12 protein-coding genes are annotated in these 20,570 nt (G+C 75.0%); 5 read left to right on the top strand and 7 right to left on the bottom strand.

Annotated features, from left to right (window positions below; translation table 11 throughout):
- The first annotated feature begins 148 nt into the window (after positions 1-148).
- From ACWGKU_RS24980 to dpgD, 4 genes are all read left to right on the top strand, one after another.
- Entirely contained in the window at positions 149-1,201 is a 1,053-nt protein-coding gene (locus tag ACWGKU_RS24980) for a DUF4190 domain-containing protein (protein WP_452179460.1), read from the top strand.
- 243 nt (positions 1,202-1,444) lie between these two features.
- On the top strand, positions 1,445-3,535 hold the full coding sequence (locus ACWGKU_RS24985) for a hypothetical protein (RefSeq protein ID WP_401051076.1): 2,091 nt from the start codon (positions 1,445-1,447) through the stop codon (positions 3,533-3,535).
- A 14-nt stretch (positions 3,536-3,549) separates the two neighbouring features.
- The gene (locus ACWGKU_RS24990; protein ID WP_401051078.1) at positions 3,550-5,100 is read left to right on the top strand and encodes a hypothetical protein; all 1,551 of its coding nucleotides are present in this window, start codon (positions 3,550-3,552) and stop codon (positions 5,098-5,100) included.
- 148 nt (positions 5,101-5,248) lie between these two features.
- Entirely contained in the window at positions 5,249-6,031 is a 783-nt protein-coding gene (dpgD, locus tag ACWGKU_RS24995; RefSeq protein WP_401051080.1) for an enoyl-CoA-hydratase DpgD, read from the top strand.
- A gap of 51 nt (positions 6,032-6,082) precedes the next feature.
- Here the strand turns inward: dpgD and ACWGKU_RS25000 are convergent, their stop codons facing one another.
- The 7 genes from ACWGKU_RS25000 to ACWGKU_RS25030 form a co-directional block, all read right to left on the bottom strand.
- A complete protein-coding gene (locus ACWGKU_RS25000) occupies positions 6,083-11,125 on the bottom strand; it encodes an amino acid adenylation domain-containing protein (protein ID WP_452179459.1) in 5,043 nt (1,680 codons plus the stop codon).
- Complete coding sequence (locus ACWGKU_RS25005; protein WP_452179458.1) at positions 11,122-13,152, bottom strand: ABC transporter ATP-binding protein; 2,031 nt, start codon at positions 13,150-13,152, stop codon at positions 11,122-11,124. The genes ACWGKU_RS25000 and ACWGKU_RS25005 overlap by 4 nt, the downstream gene beginning before the upstream one ends.
- Complete coding sequence (locus tag ACWGKU_RS25010) at positions 13,149-13,376, bottom strand: MbtH family protein (protein ID WP_380550548.1); 228 nt, start codon at positions 13,374-13,376, stop codon at positions 13,149-13,151. Before ACWGKU_RS25010 ends, ACWGKU_RS25005 begins: the two co-directional genes overlap by 4 nt.
- A 63-nt stretch (positions 13,377-13,439) precedes the next feature.
- Positions 13,440-14,741, bottom strand: a complete 1,302-nt coding sequence (gene dpgC / locus ACWGKU_RS25015) for a (3,5-dihydroxyphenyl)acetyl-CoA 1,2-dioxygenase DpgC (RefSeq protein WP_452179457.1) — start codon at positions 14,739-14,741, stop codon at positions 13,440-13,442.
- Positions 14,738-15,421 (bottom strand): enoyl-CoA-hydratase DpgB, encoded by a 684-nt coding sequence (dpgB, locus tag ACWGKU_RS25020; protein WP_401049842.1) that lies wholly within the window; start codon positions 15,419-15,421, stop codon positions 14,738-14,740. Before dpgB ends, dpgC begins: the two co-directional genes overlap by 4 nt.
- A 21-nt stretch (positions 15,422-15,442) precedes the next feature.
- Positions 15,443-16,558: a 3,5-dihydroxyphenylacetyl-CoA synthase DpgA gene (gene dpgA, locus ACWGKU_RS25025; RefSeq protein WP_380550557.1), complete on the bottom strand. Its 1,116-nt coding sequence runs from the start codon at positions 16,556-16,558 to the stop codon at positions 15,443-15,445.
- Complete coding sequence (locus ACWGKU_RS25030; protein ID WP_401049840.1) at positions 16,555-17,928, bottom strand: aminotransferase-like domain-containing protein; 1,374 nt, start codon at positions 17,926-17,928, stop codon at positions 16,555-16,557. The genes dpgA and ACWGKU_RS25030 overlap by 4 nt, the downstream gene beginning before the upstream one ends.
- Before the next feature lie 623 nt (positions 17,929-18,551).
- Between ACWGKU_RS25030 and ACWGKU_RS25035 the strand changes: the two genes are divergently transcribed.
- Positions 18,552-20,360, top strand: a complete 1,809-nt coding sequence (locus tag ACWGKU_RS25035) for a hypothetical protein (RefSeq protein ID WP_452179456.1) — start codon at positions 18,552-18,554, stop codon at positions 20,358-20,360.
- The last annotated feature ends 210 nt before the right edge of the window (positions 20,361-20,570 follow it).

Genomic DNA, 20,570 nt, shown 5'->3' on the forward strand with positions numbered 1-20,570 from the left:
GGGGCGGGTCGCCCGCCGCCGGGGAGCCGGGAACGACCCGGAGCAACCCGGGAACGCCCCGGAAGGACCCCGGAGGAACCCGGGAAGGTCCCCGCCCCGGGGCCGGACGGCAGCAGCTCATCGTCTCGACGTTTCCGAAGGATCCCGCATGACCGTTCCCGTCCCGCCCGACAGCAGCCCGCGGTCCGCCGAGGAACCGGCTGCCACCGACCCGTGGGCGCCGCCGACCCCGGGCCAGGGCGAGACCGCGGCCCCCGCGTCCGTCACCGCTCCCGCTCCCGCCCCCGCCGGGGCCCCGGGCATGCCGCCCGCCCCGGGCGCGGCGCCCGCGCCCGGCGTGCCGTACTGGCCGCCGTACCCGATGCCGATGCCCGCCCCGCAGCCCCGCAACGGCCTGGGCATCGCCGCCCTGGTGCTCGGCATCGTCGGCGTCGTCCTCGGCCTGGTCGTCATCCTGTTCTGGCTGTCCTGGCTGCCGGCCCTGCTCGCCGTCGTGTTCGGCGCCATCGGCCTGGGCCACGCGCGCAAGGGCACGGCGACCAACCGGGGGATGGCCCTGGCGGGCGTGATCCTGGGCGTCACCGGCCTGCTGGTCTCGGTCGGCGCCGGGGTGTTCGTCGTCTCCCGGGTGCAGGCGGTCAACGAGGAGCGGCGGGCCGAGGCGGACGCCGCGCGCGCCCGCTCCGAGGCCGCGACCAAGGCCGCCCAGGAACGGGCCGCCCAGGAGAAGCAGCGGATCGACGCGGAGCTGAAGCGGATCGAGGCCGAGAAGGAGAAGGCGGCCGCGGAGGAGCGGGCCCGGCACCTGTCGTTCGGCCAGACCTACACCTACGAGGACGGGCTGAAGGTCACGACGGCCGCGCCGGAGCCGTACTCCCCGCTCCTGACCGTGTACCAGCCGCCCAAGGACGCCAGGATCGTCCAGCTGAGGATCACCGTCGTCAACACCGGATCCCAGGAGCTCCCGCTCAACGGATCGGGACTGCCCACGGTCAGGGACGCCAAGGGTGCCCTCCTCTTCTCGCTGAGCGACGGGAGCGACAAGCTGAAGCTCATCACCGGCTCGCTGGCCCCGGGGCAGGAGGCCACCGGCGTGTACGCGTACGCCCTGCCGAACGGCACGGACCGGATCTCGGTCGAGTTCACCTACGGCCTCCTGCTCCAGCGCAAGACCGTCGCCTGGACCGGCCCCATCGGCTGACCCGGCGCCGCCCCCGTCCCACCGGCACCACCGGCATCACGGGCACCACCATTCCCACCAGCCCGCCCCCGCAGGAAATCTGACGGAGTATCAGGCGAGTCACGAATTGGCAACCCAGGGCCGGGTCCGCGGCGATACACCTGTGGCGGACCGACCGGTTCCCCTATTCTCCATCCGGCGTGGCGTACTCCCGCCGCGCCGGAGGACAGGGGGGTCGCGGTGGTTCTGGACGGACGGGCGGCTGTGTTCAAGGCCGTCGTTCCCTCGCTGGTCGGCCTCGAACTGTCGGGGCCCGAACCCGGGGGCGGCACCCGGCTGCGCATCCCGGCCGGGATCCCCCTGCTCATCGAGTGCTCCGGCGGGCGCTTGACCGGCAGGACCACCCTCCTGAAGACCCTGGAGGTGCGGTACGCCGAGCGCCTGCCCCAGGCCTACGCGGACCTCGGGCGCGCGGACTTCGGCCGCCCCGGCCTCGCCCTGCCCGCCGAGAACGAGGCCCCCCGGCTGAGCAACGCCTCCCACACCTCGGACCTGCTCTTCCACCTGCGGTACGAGCTGAGCCGGCGGGCGAACAGGTTCGGCGCGGGCCTGTCCTTCCCCCGGCTCACCCAGGGCCTGCTGGCGGTCACCAGCTGGCAGACCGTCGGGCTCGGCGAACTGGAGGCCGCCGGCCGGCGCCTGGAGAGTCTGCTGCGCGAGAGCCAGCCCGACGCCCAGGTGCGCCGGGACAAGGTGGCGAAATGGATCAGACAGGTCGCCCCGAACCTCGGCACCGCGGCCGGGCTGGGCCCCGGGGTCAACGAACTCGTCGCCTCGCTCGCCGACATCGTCGCCACCGAACTGCTCGGCGCCCGCGCCAACAAGAACGGCCTGCGCTGGTGGGCCGAACGGCGGGTCAGCGCCCAGGGCGAGGCGAACGTCCAGCTCTCCGAGCTCGCCCGCGGCTTCCGCGGCAACGCGCACGACCGCGAGCGCGCCGAGCGGCACCTGATGGCCGCCCTCCTGGCGGACATCGACGACCACTACACCTGGGCGCGCCTGAGGAACCGGCTGCCGCGCCCGCTGCTGCTCCTGGACAACGCCCACACCCCGCTCGGCCGCCCGGTCCTGGACATGCTGACCCGGGTCTGGCACGAGGAGACGGTCCGGACGCGGCCGGGCGTGGTCGTCACCGTCCTGGCACCGGAACCGGCCACCCCCGACCCCGAGAGCACCACCGCGACGACACGCAACGCCACCGGCCCGTTCTGGCGCGAGGACCGGCCGCAGACACCGGCCGGCTGGACCCTGCGGCTGCCGCTGGCCCAGCTGACCCTCGACGAGGTCACGTGGATGTTCGGCACGGACCACCCCGGGCCCGACATCGCCCAGTTGATCCACCGCCTCAGCGCGGGCCGGGCCGGCATCGCCCACGCCCTGGTCCAGGCCGTCCGACGGGCCGTGCGCCTCGGGCAGAGCCCCGACCCGCGCACCCTGTTCGACCTGCCCGCCGAGGACGAGCCCGACACGCCGGCGCACGAGCGGCTGCTGCGCCTCCTGGTCCCCGACGACACCGCCCGGGAGCGCCTGACCAACTTCGCCCCGGCGCTCGACGAGGACGCCGCCCACGCGCTCGACGCCCACTACCCGCCCGGCGACAACGGGACCCTGCGCGTCCAGACGACCAGACAGCTGCTGCAGCACGACCACTGGGGCGCCCACCCGTGGCCGGGCACCGGCGCGCCGTTCGTCGGCGACCCCACCCTGCGCGCCCTGCTCGGCCACCGCCTGGTCACCGCGCTCGACGCGACCCCCGGGGCCGAGCGGTGGCACGACATCCACGAGACCCTCTGCGACCGCTACGCCCCGCAGGCCGCCGACCCGCAGACCGCCGACCCGCAGGCCGTGGCCCCGCGCAACGCCGCCCCGTCCGACGACCGCTTCCTGCACCACTCCCTCGCCGTCCTCGACACGGGCACCGTCGTGCGCGCCCTCCACCGGCGCCTGGCCGGCCACGACACGGCCGGCTGGCTCACCGCCCTCAACCTGGTCTGCGCCGCGCCGCACCCGCCCCGGAACCTGACCGCCCTCGCGGCCCAGCCCGAGGACTGCCCGGCCTGCGGGGGCGCCGGCACCCCCGTGCACCAGGCGGTCGAGTTCCTCGTCGACGCGCTGTGGCAGCAGTCGCACCCGCTCGCACCGCCCGACGAGCGGCTGATCGGGAGCGTCCAGCTGCAACTGCTCACCCTGGCCCAGCTCGCCGGGGCCGCCCACCAGACGGTGTTCTTCCACGCGTACGAGACCTGGCCGCAGCTCCTGCGGCGCTGGGTCCAGGCCCCCCACCTCCCGATCTGAGGAGACCCCCGACCATGAGCGTTCTGCCCGACGGTCCCCTGAACCGCGCGCTGGCGGCCGTCCTCGCCGCCGCCGTCCTGGCCGCCGGGGGCTATCTGGGATACGAGTACCTGCTGGTCGACGACCCCTCCTGCGCCCCCGGCGTGGAGCGGCGCGGGGACCGGCACGAGTGCGTCGGCGTCACCGACGGCGCCTACGTCTTCACCGACGAGCTGAAGCAGGTCACCGCCCGCATCAAGGCCGAGAACGACCGCGTGGCCGACAGCTCGCCCGTCACCGTCGCCCTGATGATCCCCATGACCTCCGCCGCGCCCGCCGAACGGCGCGAACTGGTCGAACAGGTGCAGGGCGCCTACCTGGCCCAGCACTGGGCCAACGACGACAGGAACAAGAACAAGCGGCAGCCCCCGATCCGGCTGGTGCTGGCCAACCCCGGCCGCGGCTACCTCCAGTGGCGCGCCGTCGCCGACCAGCTGGCACAGGCCGCGGCCGACGGGAAGCAGAACCTGCGGGCCGTCACGGGCATCAACATCAGCATCGCCGAGACCGAACAGGCCGTGCGCTACCTCACCGCGGACAAGCACATCCCGGTCGTCGCCGGCCCCATGACCGCGGACGACATCAAGAACACCGCCGCCGACCCGCGCCGCTACCCGGGACTGGCGCGCATCGCCCCCGGCAACGCCGACCAGGCCGGCGCCCTCACCTCGTACGGGGCGGCCATCAAGCCCGAAGAGGCCCTGGTGATCGAGGACACCCGCGACAACGACAACTACCTCGCCACCCTGCGCCAGACCTTCGAGAAGCTCACCAAGGGCGCCCCCAACGCCCCGGAGACCTACCAGTCGCCGCCCGACTTCAACGACGAGGGCAACCTCGCCAACGACTTCCACCAGATGGTGCCGAGCATCTGCACCTCCGCCGCCACGACCCTCTACTTCGCCGGCCGCCCGGTCCAACTGCGCCAGTTCCTGGTCGAACTGGGCAACCGGAAGTGCAACAAGCACTACACGGTCGTCACCGGCTCGCACGCCTCCACCCTGATGGTCGACGAGAAGTTCGCCGACAAGTGGGACGCCCTCAGCACGGGCGCCGGCATCACCGTGCGCTACACCGCCCTCGCCCACCCCGACACCTTCGGGGAGAAGAGCACCGAGGGCCCCGGCGGCTCCAAGGCCGCCTCGAAGGAGCTGGCCGACCTGCTGGGCGAGCCCGACACCAAGGCACCCGACGCGATCGGCCCCGCCGACCTGCGCGACGGCCGCGTGATCATCACCTACGACTCGGTCTCCACCGCCATTGCGGGCATCCGCAACCAGACGGTGGGGAACGTGAGGACGCCCTCGACGGACGACGTCGTCCAGAGCTGGCGACGGCTGCACGGCGACAACCGGGTCGACGGCGCCAGCGGCTGGATCTGCCTCGACCAGTACGGCAACCCGTACAACAAGGCCGTGCCCGTCGTCCACCTCGACCCGGCCACCAGGAACGCCGTCCTGGACACCCTCGCCTGGCCCCTCGGCCACGCCCCCGACCCCAACTGCTCGATCGGCAGCGACGGCTGACCGGGCCGCGGCGCCGCGGCACGGCCTGCGCCCGACGGCCCGCCCCCACCGGTAGCCTGCCCGCGTGGACCCCGCGACGCCGCCACCCGCGGCACAGGAACCCGCAGCACCGCGGCCCGCGACACCGCGGCCCGCGACGGACCGGCCCGTGCTCTACGAGCGGGCCGGCCACGTCGCACGCGTCACCCTGAACCGGCCCCACGTCCTCAACGCGATGGACCAGCGGATGCACGCCGAACTCGGCGCGGTCTGGGACGAGGTCGAACGCGACGACGAGGTGCGGCTGGTCGTGCTGACCGGCGCGGGCGAGCGCGCCTTCTCCGTCGGACAGGACCTCAAGGAACGGGCCCGGCTCGACCGCGAGGGACACCCGCCGACGAGCTTCGGCTCCCGGGGCCAGCCGGGCTCGCCCCGCCTGACCGACCGCTTCACGCTGTCCAAACCCGTCCTGGCCCGGGTCCGCGGCCACGCCCTCGGCGGCGGCTTCGAACTCGTCCTCGCCTGCGACCTGGTGATCGCCGCACAGAGCGCCGTCTTCGCCCTGCCCGAAGCCGCCCTCGGCCTGATCCCCGGCGCGGGCGGGGCCTTCCGGCTGGCCCGGCAGATCCCGCTCAAGGCCGCGATGGGCTACCTGCTGACCGGGCGCCGGATGTCGGCCCACGAGGCACTGGCCCTCGGACTGGTCAACGAGGTCGTCCCGGACGACCAGCTGGACGCCTGCGTCGAGCGGTGGACGGCCGACCTGCTGCGCTGCGCCCCCCTGTCCCAACGCGCCCTGAAGGAGGCCGTGCTGCGCTCGGTCGACCTGCCGCTGGAGCAGGCCTTCACCACCCGCTACCACTGGGAGCAGGTCCGCCGGGCCAGCGAGGACGCCCGGGAGGGACCGCGCGCCTTCGCCGAGAAACGCGCACCCGTGTGGCGCGGGCGCTGAACCGGCCCCCTCCGGGGCCGCTCCGACGCCCGCGCCGACGGCGCGACCCGCTCAGCCCCGGCCCTCGCCCTCGCCCCGGCCCTCGCCCCTGCCCTCGTCCCGGCCTTCGCCCGCACCGCCGAAGGCCGACTCGAACTCGTCGATGTCCTCCTGCCCCAGCGAGATCAGCGAGAAGTCCGACGGGGTGTGGCCCCCGGACCCCTCGGCGGCGTGCCGCACCAGGCCCTCCAGCACCGCCCGCCAGCGCCCGGCGAGATCGCCCAGCTCCGCCCCGGTGAGCAGCCCGCCCGGCGACTCCAGGACGAAGCCCAGCTCGGGCCCCTCGGGCAGGTCCCGCGCCGAACCGTTGATCTCCAGCACGTGCCGCAGCGGTGTCGACGGGTCCACGCCGCCGTCGGGCACCGGGCGCTCACCCGCCGGCGTCCACGCCCGCGCGGACACCCCGGCCGGCGCCCCGGCCGGCACCCCGTCGGCACCGGGGACGTCCGCCTCCCCGCCGGCCCCGCCGAACCGGCCCAGGTAGTTGAACCCGATCTGCGGCTGCGCCAGCGGCTCCAGCACCGCCCGCGTGGCCGGGTTCACGTACCGCAGCAGCCCGTACCCCAGACCGTCGCCCGGCACCTGCCGCAGCTGCTCCTTGACCCGCTTGATCAGCCGCGCCGCGTCCGCCCCGCCCGCCCGGACCTCGGCCGTGTCGACCGGACCGGGCTCCAGCCACACCGGATGGACGGCGGTGAACCAGCCGACCGTGCGCGTCAGGTCCATGTCCTCGGCCAGCGGCACCCGGCCGTGCGCCTCCCGGTCGATCAGGAAGCCCTCCGGGGACCGCCCGCCGCGCGCCCGCAGCCACTCGTCGAGCGCCGCCGTCAGCCCGGACAGCAGCACGTCGTCGACCCCCGCGTGGTAGGCCGCGGGCAGGGCCGCCAGCAGCGCTCCCGCCATCGGCGCCGGAACGGTCAGCTCGGCGCGGGACACCCCGCCCCCCACGGTGTCGGTCCGCGGGTCCGGCGCACGCCCGGCGATCGGCGGCTCGACCCGGTCGAGCACCCGCCGCCAGGCCGGCAGCTCGTCCACCGTCCGCTGCGCCCTGGCCCGCTCCGCCAGGGCGCCCGCCCAGCGGCGGAACGAGGTCGGCTCGGGGGCGACGGCCGCCCGCGCCGCGTCCGCGCCCCCGGCGGCCAGGGCCGTGTGGGCGAGCGCCAGATCGGGCATCAGCACCCGCCAGGAGACCCCGTCGATCACCAGGTGGTGGGCCGTCAGCAGTACCAGGGCGCCCTGCGCGGCGCCGCGCTCGACGAGCACGGCCCGCAGCATCACGCCGTCCCGCGGCGCGAGCGCGGCCTCGGCGGCCGCGGCCTGCTCGTCGAGCAGCGCGTCCAGCCGCGCCCCGTCCAGGCCCGCCGCCTCCACCCGGGTCACCAGGTCCGCCGCGGCGACGGCCGGGGCCGTGCCGGGCTCGGGGACCACCAGCCGCCCGTCCGCCTCCTCCAGCCGCGCCCGCAGCACGTCGTGCCGGTCGAGGACGGTGTGCAGCACGGCGGCCAGCAGGCCGGGCGTCAGACCGGGCGGGGCGGTCAGCACCATCGACTGGCTGCCCGCGCGCGCGGCCGAACCCGTGCGGGCCGCGATCTCGTGCATCACCGGGGTCAGCGGCACCGGTCCCCAGGGGACGTCCTCGGGGCGGGCCGCCCGCTCGGCGTCGACCGGCTCGGCCACCCGCGCGAGCTCCGCGGGCGTGCGCAGCTCGAAGACCTGGCGCGGCGTGATCGCCAGCCCGGCCTTGCGGGCCCGCCCCGCCAGCAGCATCGAGGTGATCGAGTCGCCGCCGAGGCCGAAGAACGAGTCCTCCGCGCCCACCCGTTCCAGGTTCAGCACCTCGGCGAAGAGCCGGCACAGCAGCTCCTCCGCGTCGGTGGCCGCGGCGCGCCCCTGTGCCGGGCCGGCGAAGACGGGCCGCGGCAGGGCGGCCCGGTCGACCTTGCCGTTCGCCGTCACCGGCAGCGCCTCCAGCACGGTCACCGAGGCCGGGACCAGGTAGTCGGGCAGCTTCCCGGCGAGGTACTCCACCAGAGCCCGCGGCTCGGGCGGGGCCTCCCGGCCGCCGGCCGGCACCGCGTACCCGGCCAGCCGCTTGCGGCCGTCCGCGTCCTCGACCGCGACCACCAGCGCCTGCGCGACGCCCGGGTGGGCGGCGAGCACGGCCTCGATCTCGGCCGGCTCGACGCGGAACCCGCGGATCTTGAGCTGCTTGTCGGCGCGGCCGAGGAAGAGCAGCTGCCCGTCCCGGGTCCACTGCGCCAGGTCGCCGGTGCGGTACATCCGCGCGCCCTCGGGCTCGCCCTCGGCGGGGAAGGGGCAGGCGACGAAGCGCTCCGCGGTGAGCGAGGCGCGCCCCAGGTAGCCGCGCGCCAGCCCGGCCCCGGCGAGGTAGAGCTCGCCCGTCATGCCGACCGGCACGGGCCGCAGGAACGCGTCCAGGACGAACGCCCTGGTGTTGTCCATCGGCAGGCCCAGCGGCACCGCGTCGGGCACCGCGTCCGGGTCGGTGAAGGGCAGCTGGGTGGCGAAGGCGGTGGACTCGGTCGGGCCGTAGGTGGTGCGCACCACCAGGCCCGGGTGGGAGCGCAGCAGCGTCCGTACGGCGTGCGCGGAGACCACGTCGCCGCCGGTGGACACCTCGCGCACCCCGGCGAAGATGTGCGGGGCCTGCTCCGCGAGCACCCGGAAGTGCCCGGCCGTGGCGTGCACGCTGGTCACCTTCTGGTCCGCGATCAGCCGGCCGCGCTCGACCGTGTCGACGTCCCCGGGCGGCACCAGCACCAGCCGGCCGCCGTGCAGCAGCGTCGTCCAGATCTCGTAGGTGGCGGCGTCGAAGGCGTGGTTGGCCTGCACCAGCACCCGTTCGAGGGTCTCGGCCGACCAGCACCCGTCCAGGCAGAACGCCAGGACGCTGCCGTACGTCACCGCGACGCCCTTGGGCAGGCCGGTGGAACCCGAGGTGTAGACGACGTACATGAGGTTCTCCGGGCGCACCGGCACGGCGGGGAAGGCCGCGCCGTCCCCGTTCGCGGCGGGGGAGCCGGGCGGGCCGGGCGGGCCGGGGGAGTCCGGGCCCGCGGGGGCCGGCTCCAGGAGGAGCACCTCGGCGCCCTCGAACAGCGCGGCGTCGGCCAGGCCCCGCCGCGCGTTCGGCCCGTCGACCAGGACGACGGCCGCACCCGCCTGCGCCGCCGTCGCGGCGAGCCGGGCGGCCGGGTGCCGGCCGTCCATCGGCAGGTACGCCGCACCGGCCTTCACCACCGCCAGCAGCGCGGCGATCAGCTCGGGCGAACGCTCGGCGACCACGCCCACCACCGTCTCCGGGCGCACGCCGAGCGCGGCCAGCCGGCGCGCCAGCCGGTTCGCCCGCCGGTCCAGCCCGGCGTACGTCAGCTCGGTGTCCCCGGACACCACGGCCACGGCCCCGGGGGTGCGGCGCGCCTGCTGCTCGAAGAGCTCGGCGAGCGTCGCGCCGGGCAGCTCGCGGCGGGTCCGGTACCCGGAGCCGTCCAGTTCGTGCCGCTCCTCGCCGGTCAGCACGTCGAGCCGGCCCAGGGGCACGTCCGGGTCGTCCGCGACCTGGCGCAGCACCAGGAGCATCCGGTCGACCAGGCCCCGGGCGGTGCGCTCGTCGAACAGGTCGGGCCGGTAGTCCAGCCGGACCTCGATGTCGTCGGTCGGCGTGACCACGATGGTCAGCGGGTAGTGGGCGGCCTCCTCGCCGCCGCCGGCCGAGACCCGGATGCCGGCCGGGCCCCGCAGGCCGATCCCGGACGGACCTCCCGGCGGCTCCCGCCCGTCGCCCGGAGGCGGCCCCGGAGGCTCCCGCCCGTCGCCCGGCGGCGGCCCCAGCGGGCCGCCGGCCTGTTCCCCGCTGCGCAGCGCCGTGCCGCCCAGGCCCTCGCCCGGGGGCGAGCCGTCGGCGGGCCGCGGCGCCCGGCCCGGACCGGCGGGCGCCGCCGGTCCGGCCGAGGGGGCCGCCATCGGCCCGCGCGGATAGTTCTGGAAGACCATCAGGGTGTCGAAGACCGCGCCGGGACCGCCGGCGCGCTGGATCTCCGGCAGGCTCAGCTGCTGGTGGTCCAGCAGGGCGGTCTGCTGGTCCTGCAGCGCCGCCATGGCCCGGCGGAAGGGCAGGGCCGGGTCCAGCGGCACCCGCACCGGCACGGTGTTGATGAACAGCCCGACCATCCGGTCCGCCTGCGGCACCTCGGCGGGCCGGCCGGAGACGGTCGCGCCGAAGACGGTGTCCAGCCGGCCGGACAGCTTGCCCACCAGCAGCGCCCAGGCGACCTGGAAGACCCGGTTGAAGGTGACCCCGGCGGAGCGCGCCGTCTCCCGCAGCCGCTCGGCGAGGTCGTCGCCGAGCCGCTCGACCACGTGCCGCAGCATCACCGGCGCGCCGCCGCGGTCGGCCGGGCCCACCAGGGTGGGCTCCTCCGTCCCGGCCAGCATCGCGCGCCAGGCCGCGCGCGAGGCGTCGGTGTCCCGGCGCACCAGCCAGGCGAGGTAGTCGCGGTACTGCGGCACCTTGGGGAGCACCGAGGCGTCGCCGCCGTTGCCGTAGACCTCCCACAGTTCGCCGAACAGGATCGGCAGCGACCAGCCGTCCATCAGGATGTGGTGCATCGTCACCACCATCCGGTGCCGGCCGGGGCCGGCGCGCAGCAGCAGCACCCGCAGCAGCGGCGGCACGCCGAGGTCGAAGCGCCGCGCGTCGACCGCGGCCAGGCGCGCGGCCTCCCGCGCGGCCTCCTCCTCGCCCAGCCCGCCGAGGTCGGCGTACGTCCAGGGGATCCGCACGCCCCTGGCGATCACCTGGACGGTGTCGCCGGACGCGCGCGAGCGGAAGGCGGCGCGCAGGCTCGCGTGCCGGTCCAGCACCGCCTGCCAGGACGCCTCCAGCACCTCGGGGCGCAGGTCCCCGTCGAGGTTGAGGATCCGCTGCCCCACGTACACGTCCCGGGGCGCGTCCTGGTCGTACGAGGCGTGGAACAGCAGTCCCTCCTGCAGCGGGGAAAGCGGCCACACGTCCTCGACCGTCAACTGGCTCATCGTGCTCTCCGTTCGGGTCGGCCGGGCTCGGGCGCCGTCTGGGGCGGCGGCAGCCGGCGCAGGGGCCCTCCGCCGCGCGGCAGCGGGGGCAGGTCGCCGTAGCCGTTCGCCGAGTGCTGCTCGGCTTCCGGGCGCGGCGCGGGCGGTTCGGCGAACTGGGTGCGGTAGAGCTCCGCGTACAGGCCGTCGGCGTCGACGAGGTCGGTGTGCCGGCCGCGTTCGACCACGCGCCCGTCCTGGACCACGAGGATCTGGTCGGCCTCGCGGACGGTGGACAGGCGGTGGGCGATCACCAGGGCGGTGCGGCCGGCCAGGGCGGTCCACAGCGCTTTCTGCAGGGCCGCCTCGGACTCGGAGTCCAGGTGGGCGGTGGCCTCGTCGAGCACGACCACGGTCGGTTTCTTGAGCAGCAGCCGGGCGATCGACAGGCGCTGCTTCTCGCCGCCGGAGAAGCGGTAGCCGCGGTCGCCCACGACGGTGTCGAGCCCGTCGGGCAGCGCGGAGACCAGGTCCCAGACCTGCGCGGCCCGGCAGGCCTCGACGAGCTGCGTCTCGGTGGCGTCCGGCTCGGCGTAGAGCAGGTTGGCGCGGATGGTGTCGTGGAACATGTGCGCGTCCTGGGTCACCATGCCGACGGTGTCGTGCAGCGAGGCCAGGGACAGGTCGCGCACGTCGTGGCCGCCGATCCGCACGGTGCCCGCGGTGGGTTCGTAGAGCCGCGCGACCAGCTGGCTGATCGTGGTCTTGCCGGCGCCGGAGGGCCCGACGAGCGCGGTCAGCCGGCCCGCCGGGGCGCGGAAGCTCACCCCGCGCAGCGCCGCGGCGTTGCCGGAGCGTTCCGGGGCCGGCAGCGACAGCGTCTCCAGCGAGGGGAGCGAGACGTCCTTCGCGGAGGGGTAGCGGAAGGAGACGTCCTCGAACTCGACCTCCGGGGCCGGGACCCGGGCCGCGGCGGGCAGCACGACCGGGTCGGGCCGTTCCGCGATCAGCGGCTTGAGATCCAGCACCTCGAACAGCCGGTCGAAGGAGACGAGGGCGGTGAGGTAGTTCGACTGCAGGTTGGAGAGCTGGTTGATCGGGCCGAAGAGCCGCGCCAGCAGGGTGGCCAGGGCCACCAGCGAGCCGATCTGGATGGCCCCGTCGATCACCAGTTCGCCGCCGACGCCGTAGACCACCGCGGTGGCGAGCGAGGCCAGCAGCGTCACCGTCACCAGCAGCATCCGCGAGTAGACGGAGGTGACCACGCCGACGTCCCGCACCCGCGCCGCGGTGCCGGCGAACCGCCGGGCCTCGCCCTTCGGCCGGCCGTAGAGCTTGACCAGCAGCGCGCCGGCCACGTTGAAGCGCTCCTGCAGGAACGAGCCGAGTTCGGCGTCCAGTTGCATCGACGTGCGCAGGTTGCGCTGCAGCCGGCGCCCCACGACGCGGCCGGGCAGCACGAACAGCGGCACCGTGACGAGCACGACCAGGCCCACGAACCAGGACAGGAGGAAGATCGTGACGAGCACCAGGCCCAGCACCACCAGGCTGGAGAGCACGTTGGACAGCAGCACGGTCACCGCCTGCTGGGCCTCCATCACGTCGGTGTTGAGCCGGCTCACCAGCGAACCGGTCTGGGTGCGGGTGAAGAACGCCAGCGGCTGGCGCTGCACGTGCTGGAAGACCTCGGTGCGCAGGTCGTAGACGAGCCCCTCGCCGATGCGCGCCGAACTGCGGCTGACGAAGAAGCCCACCAGCGCCTGCAGCAGCGCCAGGCCCGCCACCGCGGCGGCGGCGGCCGCCACCACGCCCCGGTCGTGGGGCACGATGCCGTGGTCGATGAGCACCTTGAACAGCAGCGGCGTGGAGACGGTGATGACGGCGTCGACCACGGTCAGGCTCAGCAGCGCGGCGATCTGCCGGCGGTAGGGCCGCAGGTAGGGCCGGATCCGCCGCGCGGTGCCGGGCCTGACCCGGCCCCGGGCCGGGTCGGGCCCGTCGCCGCCGGTGGCCCGTACCGTGATCAGCGGGCCCGGGCCGGCCATCATGGCGCGGCGACCTCCTTGCCGTTCGTGGCCGTGACCGGGCCCGGTGGCCGCTGGTCGCTCCAGACCCGGTCGATGTACTCCAGGCACTCGTCGCGCGCGCCCGGGCCGTGGGCGATCCGCCACCCGGCGGGTGTCTGCGCGAACGCCGGCCACAGCGAGTACTGGCCCAGGGGGTTGACCAGGACGAGGTAGGAGGCGTCCGGGTCGTCGAAGGGGCTGGTCATCTCGGTCTCCTCAATCGTTCGGGGGCCGCCCGCCGGGGCGGCGGGGGAGGGGCCCGGGGGGCCTCAGCCGGGCGGCCGGGCCGTGAAGCGGCCCGCCTTGCCGAGCACGTCCGCCGCGTGGACGCGCAGCGCCTGCTGGACGGCGAACTCCGCCATGTACGCGCGGAAGCCGTCCGCCGGTTCCAGGGCGAGGTTCACCATGCGGCGGTTGGCGGTGACGGCCGGGTCGCGCAGCAGTTGCACGGCGTGCTCGACGGCCCCGTCGAGCTCCGCCGGGTCGACGACCCGGTCGACGAGCGTGCGGGCCTCCGGATCGCTCGCGCGCACCCGCCGCCCGCCGAGGATGATCTGCCGGGCCAGCCGGGGGCCGGTCACCGCGGGCAGGCGGAAGTCCGCCGCGCCCGGGACGATCCCCTCCTGCGCGGCCGGCAGGCTCAGATAGGCGTCGGAGGACGCCAGGACGTGGTCCACCGCGAGCAGCAGCTGCATGCCGCCGCCGATCGCGAAGCCGTCCACCGCGGCCACCCACGGCATGTCGGTGAGCGGGTAGCGCCAGGACGCCTCGTCCGTGCGCAGCCCGAGCAGCAGCTTCCTGAGGTAGCCGAGCTCGCGGCGCAGCAGGAAGCCGACCAGCGTGATCTCGCCCGCGTGCAGGCGCTTGAGGTTGATCCCGGCGCTGAACACCCGGCGGCCCGCGTAGCGCGGGTGCGTCATCTCGCCGCCCCGGACGAGCCCGATCTCGCACTGCCCGTCCAGCAGCGCGAGGTCGACCGCGGTCTCCATGTCGTCGACCTGCTGCTCGTCCTCGGCGTTGAGGCGGTCCCCGGCGCACATGGTGATCCGGGCCACCCCCGCGCGCCGCTCCAGCCGGGTGCTCTCCATCCGCACCACCCCGGTGGCCCGGAACTCCCCGAGCAGGGCCAGCGCGCGCCCGGTGGGCCGCAGCATGGAGTCCATCAGGTGGTGGCCGGCGGCCGGGCAGCGCAGCAGCCCGCGCAGGAGGACGCCCAGGTCGATCTCGTAGCCCAGGCGCCGTGCGACCGGCAGGGCCCGTTCCGCCCGCAGCTGCGCGGGCGTGGGCACCAGGTGGGGCACGGCGAACGCGGCGCCCTCCACCAGGGCCTCCAGCCGTGGGCGCAGCGTGCGGCCCTCGGTGAGCCGGTCGTACAGCGCCTCGGCGTGCAGGTCCAGGAAGGCGGTGCGCCGCGCGCGGCCGTCCTCCAGCGCCCGCTCGGTGCCGGCGGGCGGGCCGCCGGTGCGCGGCCCGGGCTCGGGGAACGGCGGCAGCTGCCGGGCCGCCCGGTCGAAGCCGTCCGCGGCGCGCTCCCGTACGGCGGCGGGTGCCCGCCCGTTCGGGGTGCTCACGCCGTCACCCCGTCCGCCGCCCGGGCGCGCCGCAGCGAGCGGTCGCAGGCGGCCAGGTGCGGGCCGAGCGCGTCCTCGAAGCTCATCCACTGGGCGTCGAAGGCCAGTTGGCGGCGGATCGCGAGTTCGGGGCCGGACAGCCGGCGCAGCAGCCGGGCCGCCGCCGCCAGGGTGCGCCCGGGGTCCGTGCTCACCCGGTCCACCAGGCAGTGCTCCAGGGCCTCACGGGCGGTGATCGGCATCCCGAAGAGCACCGTGCGGCGCGCCGGGGCCGGCCCGAGCTGCTGGACCAGCCGGAAGCCGGCCATGCCGGGCCACACGGCCTGCCCGTGGAAGGCCACCTGCAGCCGCAGGTCGGGTGCCGCCACCCGCACGTCGGTGGCGAGCAGCAGGTCCAGTGCCGCGCCGCCGCACTCCCCGCCCGCCGCCGCCAGTGTGGGCAGCCGCAGCCGTTCGAAGCGCCGTACGGCCCGCTCCCACTTCGTCACGGTGGCCACGTCGGCCGGCTTCGCCACCGCCTCGCCCGTCGGGGAGCCGGAGAGGTACAGGGTCGCGAAGTCGGCTCCGGCGGACTCCGCCTCGTCGCACAGCGCGCCGACGGCCTCGGTCAGTTCGGCCGAGATCTCCCGGCCGCCGTCCACGTGCAGCACGGGGCCTTCGGGCAGGGCGTTGACGGGCATCGCGGTCTCCCTCGCGTCGGTTCACCACTGGATGAGCGCGGATTCGATCGTCGAACCCGGCCCCATGGTCATGAGCACGCCGTAGTCGCCGTCGCGGACCACGCCCTCCTGCAGGAGCCGGTCGTAGGAGAAGAGGAACGAGCCGCTGGAGACGTTGCCGAAGTCGCGCAGCACGGTGATGGTGTGGCGCAGGTCGTGGCGGGTCAGCCCGAGGTTGACGGCGACCGCGTCGATGACCTTCTTGCCGCCCGAGTGCACCAGCCAGTGCGCCACGTCGTCGCGGCGCAGCGACGTGCCGGCCAGCAGCCGGTCGACGACGCCCTCCACGTGCGCGCCCACCAGGTAGGGGATCTGCGGATCCAGGAAGAAACTGAAGCGGTCCTGGTCGCGGTCCCAGTCGTAGCGCATCGCGTCGATGGCGTCGACGATCGTGACGCTCGCCGTCCGCAGGATCCGCGGGCCCTCCGGGCGCGGGCCGGACCCCTCCTCCTCGGCCCCCTCGCCGCCCCGCGGGTCGGCCATCACCGCCACCGCCGCCGCGCCGTCGCCGAAGAGGCTGTTGACCACGGCCGTACGCATCGTGGAGTCCATCGTGTACGCGGCCGAGCAGGCCTCCGAGCAGACCATCACGGCCAGCCGGCCCGGATTGGCCGCGGCCCAGTTACCCACCACGGCCAGCGCGTTGAGCCCCGCGTTGCAGCCCATGCCGACGATGTCGGCCCGCGCCGTGTGCCAGTCCATGCCCAGCTCGCGGATCAGCAGCGCGCTCAGACCCGGAGTGAGGAAGCCGGTCGACGTCACGCAGCACAGGTAGCCCACCTCGGACAGGTCGGCCCCGATCCGCTTGAGGCACACCGACATCGCGTCCGACCCCATGCTCACGGCCCACGCCTTGTGCTTGTCCAGCAGGTCGCCCTGGCTCTCGCGCACCCGCGAGCCGTCGGGCGCCGCCGGGGGCAGCACCAGCGAACGCTGCCGGATGGAGCCCAGCAGGAAGACCGAGCGCACCTTGCGGTCGGTGATCCCGAACAGGTCGAGCAGCTCCTCCTGGGAATAGTGCTCGGGCGGCACGGCGGTGCCCACGCTCAGGATGCGCGGGGCCGTGGCGACCATTGCTCGCTCCAGGGCCGCGGTCATGATGCGTCACTCTCCGTTCCGGTGCCGGGCACGTCGCCGCCGTGCGCCGCGGCTCTGTACGTCCTGGCTCTGTGTGTCCTGGCTCTGTGCGTCCCCTCCGGGCGCCGCTCGCCGCTGAGCGCCTCCACGAACCGCGCGAGCCGCTCGACGCCCTCGGTCACCTGCCCGGGCGTCAGATAACTGATCGAGAGCCGGATGTCCTGCTCGCCCCCGCCGTACGGATGGAAGAACTCCATCGGCGTCCAGATCACACCGAAGTCCCGGGCCGAACGCTCCAGGGCCGCGGCGCCGGTCCGGAAACCGGTGCGCAGCGTGAGGAAGAACCCGCCCTCGGGACGGTTCCACCCCACCCCCAGCTCCCGGCGCCGCCCCTCGGGCAGCCACCGCTCCAACTGCGCCAGCGTCGCGGCCATGCTGCGGCGGTAGTGCTCGGCGGCCCTGGCGTTCAGCACGGAGAGCCGGCCGTCCGCACCCAGCAGCGCACCCGCCGCGGCCGCCTGGCTGAGCGAGGACGTGTTCACCGTGACCATGCTCTTCACCCTCGCCAGGTCCCGCGCGAGCAGCCGCACCCCGCCGCGCCCGCCCCGCACCTCCTGGTCGGCCACGACGTAGCCGATCCGCGCGCCGGGGAACAGCGTCTTGGAGAAGCTGCCGAGCTGGACGACGCTCCTCGACCGGTCGAGCGCCTTGAGCATCGGCTGCCGCGGCCCCGGGCCGCTCAGCCGGTAGGGACTGTCCTCCAGGACGAGCAGCCCGTGGCGCTCGGCCAGCTCCAGCAGCGCGGTCCGCGTCGCCAGGTCCAGCGTGGACCCGGTCGGATTGGCGTGGTCCGGCACCACGTACACCGCCCGTGGCCGCCGGCCCGCCGCACGCTGTGCCCGCACCGCCCCGTCCACGTCGGCCACCACCAGCCGCCCGTCACGCTCCGGCACCGCGACCACCGGGATGTCCAGCAGCCGCGCGGCCCCGATGATCCCGACATAACAGGGGGTCACCAGCAGTAGGACGTCCTCGGGCGTCGCGAACAGCGCGCGCAGCACCAGGAACATCGCCTCCTGCGCACCGACCGTCACCACGATCGCCTCGGGCGCGACCTCCAGCCCCTCGTCCTGCCGCAGCCAGTACGCGATCAGCTCGCGGATCCGCCCCGCGGCCGGCCCGTACTGGTAGAAGCCGTCGCGCACTTCGGCCGGCCCCGCGCCCCGGCTCTCCAGGTACGTCGCGTACCGGCGCAGGTGGGCGTGGATCTCCTCGACCTCGAAGAAGCCGTCATAGGGCCGCCCCGGCGCGAAGGACACCGCGTCCGGGTAACTGGACGTGATCTCGTTCAGGAAGTTCATCCGGTCGAGAACCGGGTCCTCGATGCTCACGTGCAGAGTTGTCGAATCGAGCACCATGGTGCCCGCCTTTCCGTCGACGAGCCGCAGGGCGGCAGTCCGTCGGAAGGGCGGATGCCGGGGCTCGCGTGAAGGACGCGCGGCAGAGCGGCGATGCGGGCGCGGTAGCGGCACACGAAAAGGGCCCGTCGACGGCACCGGGCCGGGCACGACGCGGGGGTGCGGAGCATCCCGACGCCCTGTCGCCGCTTCGCACCGGCCGCGGAGATCGAACGGAATCCTGGAGCACAGGGCCCTGTCTGCTGTTTGTCCTTGTTCCAGTACGCGCCTCAGGGCAAGAGACTGTCAAGTGCTGAGGGTTCCCGTCCCGTCACGGTCCGCTACCGGCGGGCCCGGTGGCGGCCGCCGGACCCGGCGGCCCGCCGGTGCCCGCCCCGGCCCCGGCGCGGGAACCCGGACCCCGCAGGCGGCGCCCGGGCCGCCGGGAGCCCGGCCCGGGAAAGGCCGCCGGACGGCAAACCCCTTGGGCGGGAGCATGGTTGGCCGTGCGATATCCCGGCGGCCGGGGCGGTGCGGCGCGTACCATCGGACGCCCGCCGTCAGGTCGCGGACCGGCGCGCGGGCAGCGGGCGGCCGGGCGGGGACAGGGGTGGCGTGTGACGAAGAGTGATGTCCGGCGGGGCGTGGTGCGGCGCGGGCTGACGGCGCTGGCCGTCTGGTGGCTGTGGATGCCGCTGGTCGCGCTGCTGGTACGGCTGGTCAAGCACACCGTGTTCGGCGGGTTCGGGCAGCAGGACCAGAGCTACGTGCTGCTGATCGAGCGGGAGTTCCTCCCGCACGGCGGCGTGCTGGACGCGGCGCCGCTGTTCTGGCTCTGGGTCGCGATCGGGCTGTGCGGCACGGTGGGCGTGGTCGCGTACGTCGCGCAGGAGTCCGGGGCCGGCTACGGCGGGTGGCGGGTGCGCCTGGCACTGGCGGCGGTGCTGCTGGCGGTGGCCGGCTCGCTGGTGCGCACGGGCACCGGACTGTGGGACGACGACAAGGACGCGGGCCGCTTCTACGCGGCGGCCACCGTGCTCGACGTCCCCGCCGGCGGGGCCGGCACACCGCGCTCGGTCCTGCCGGTGACCGAGCACACCCGCGCCGGCGACGGCACCCGCTGCGACCTGGTCGGCACCGCGGACGTGCCGGCCTGCGTGAAGACCGCGCCGATGCCGGACTTCGACTTCGAGGCCCGCACCGCCTCCTACGCGGCGGCCACCAAGGCGCTCACCGACAGTGCCGGCCTGACCTCCGGGGTCCACCTGATGGGCCACAGCCTGCACTACCTGCCCGACGCCTCGCCGGGCGGCGGCGTGTGGACGGCCGTCCTGGACGGCTCCGGCGAGCAGCCGATGGAGGGCGTCGCCGTCTGGGACGGCCGCTCCAACTCCGTCACCACCTGCGCCTTCCGCGGCGAGCACGCCTTCGGCCGGGCCTTCGCCGGCACCGGGGCCGTCAGCCTGCGCAACCTGCTCGCCGAGCGCTTCCCGGACCTCGTCCACAGCGACCAGGACATCTGGGGCTACTGCGACGGCACCGACCCCCGCACCGCCCAGCCGGTGGTGGTGATCTCGGTGGCCCGGCAGACCGGCTGGCGCCAGCGCACCGTCCTGGAACCCGCCGGGGTGCTGGTGCTGCGCGGCTCGCCCGACGGCCGCCCGAGCGTGACGTACCGGGCGGACGTGGCCCCGGGCGAACTGCCGGGGGCCGTCTACCCGGCCTCGGTGGTCCGCTCGCAGATCCACGAGATCCAGTGGCTCGGCGGCCGCGGCGCGAAGGACGACCGCGGCTTCGGCTACGCGCACACCTCGGCGTCGACCAACGCCGTCAACCCGGGCGAGTTCCTGCTGCGCTCCAGGGCGGACGGCCACCTGTACTACGTGACGCCGCTGGTGCCGCGGGAGAGCTCCTCGCAGCTGGTGGTGGCCTTCGCCGTCCTGCAGGCCGACCGGGTCGGCGGCGGCCTCAACGACCTGCACGTGTACGTGCGCGGCGACGACAGCCCGTCGGTGAACCTGGACGTGCTGGCCAGCCGGATGGTGTCGTACATGGCGCAGCAGACCTCGATCACCATCAGCGCCGGGCAGGGCGGCGCGCTGCAGGAGATCGTCCCGTTCGGCCGGGACATGTGGCGCGGCTTCGTGGACTTCAACGGGCAGACCCAGGACTACATCGACCTGTCGGGCGACGCCACGGTGACCCCCAACCTGGTGTCGCTGAGCGGCGACATCACCGCGCCCGGCGGACGCCCGGCCCCGGCCCCGGCCCCGGCCCCGACAGCGGCCCCGACACCGGCCGCACCGGCGGCCGGGTGCGGCGGCGACCCGGGGCAGCTGACGACCGGACAACTCGCGTCCTGCGTCGCCGAACTGTCCAAGGCCCTGCAGGGGCGCGTCCAGGACCCGGCACCCGCCAGGCCCTGACGGTCGGGCCCGCCACCGCCCGTCCGGTCGCTGTCCGTCACCCTGACGTGGTCTCAACCACGTGAAGGAAAGCCCAGCTTGACGCAAAGCCGGACCTGCGGGCTTGACGGAATTCGCCAACCCGGCGCCTCACGCGCACCAGCCATTGACCCGGCCATGACGCCGTGTGAGGGTTCGGGCACCCGAGCGCGGACGGCCCGCACGGCCGTC

The organism is Kitasatospora sp. NPDC054768, assembly GCF_053612025.1.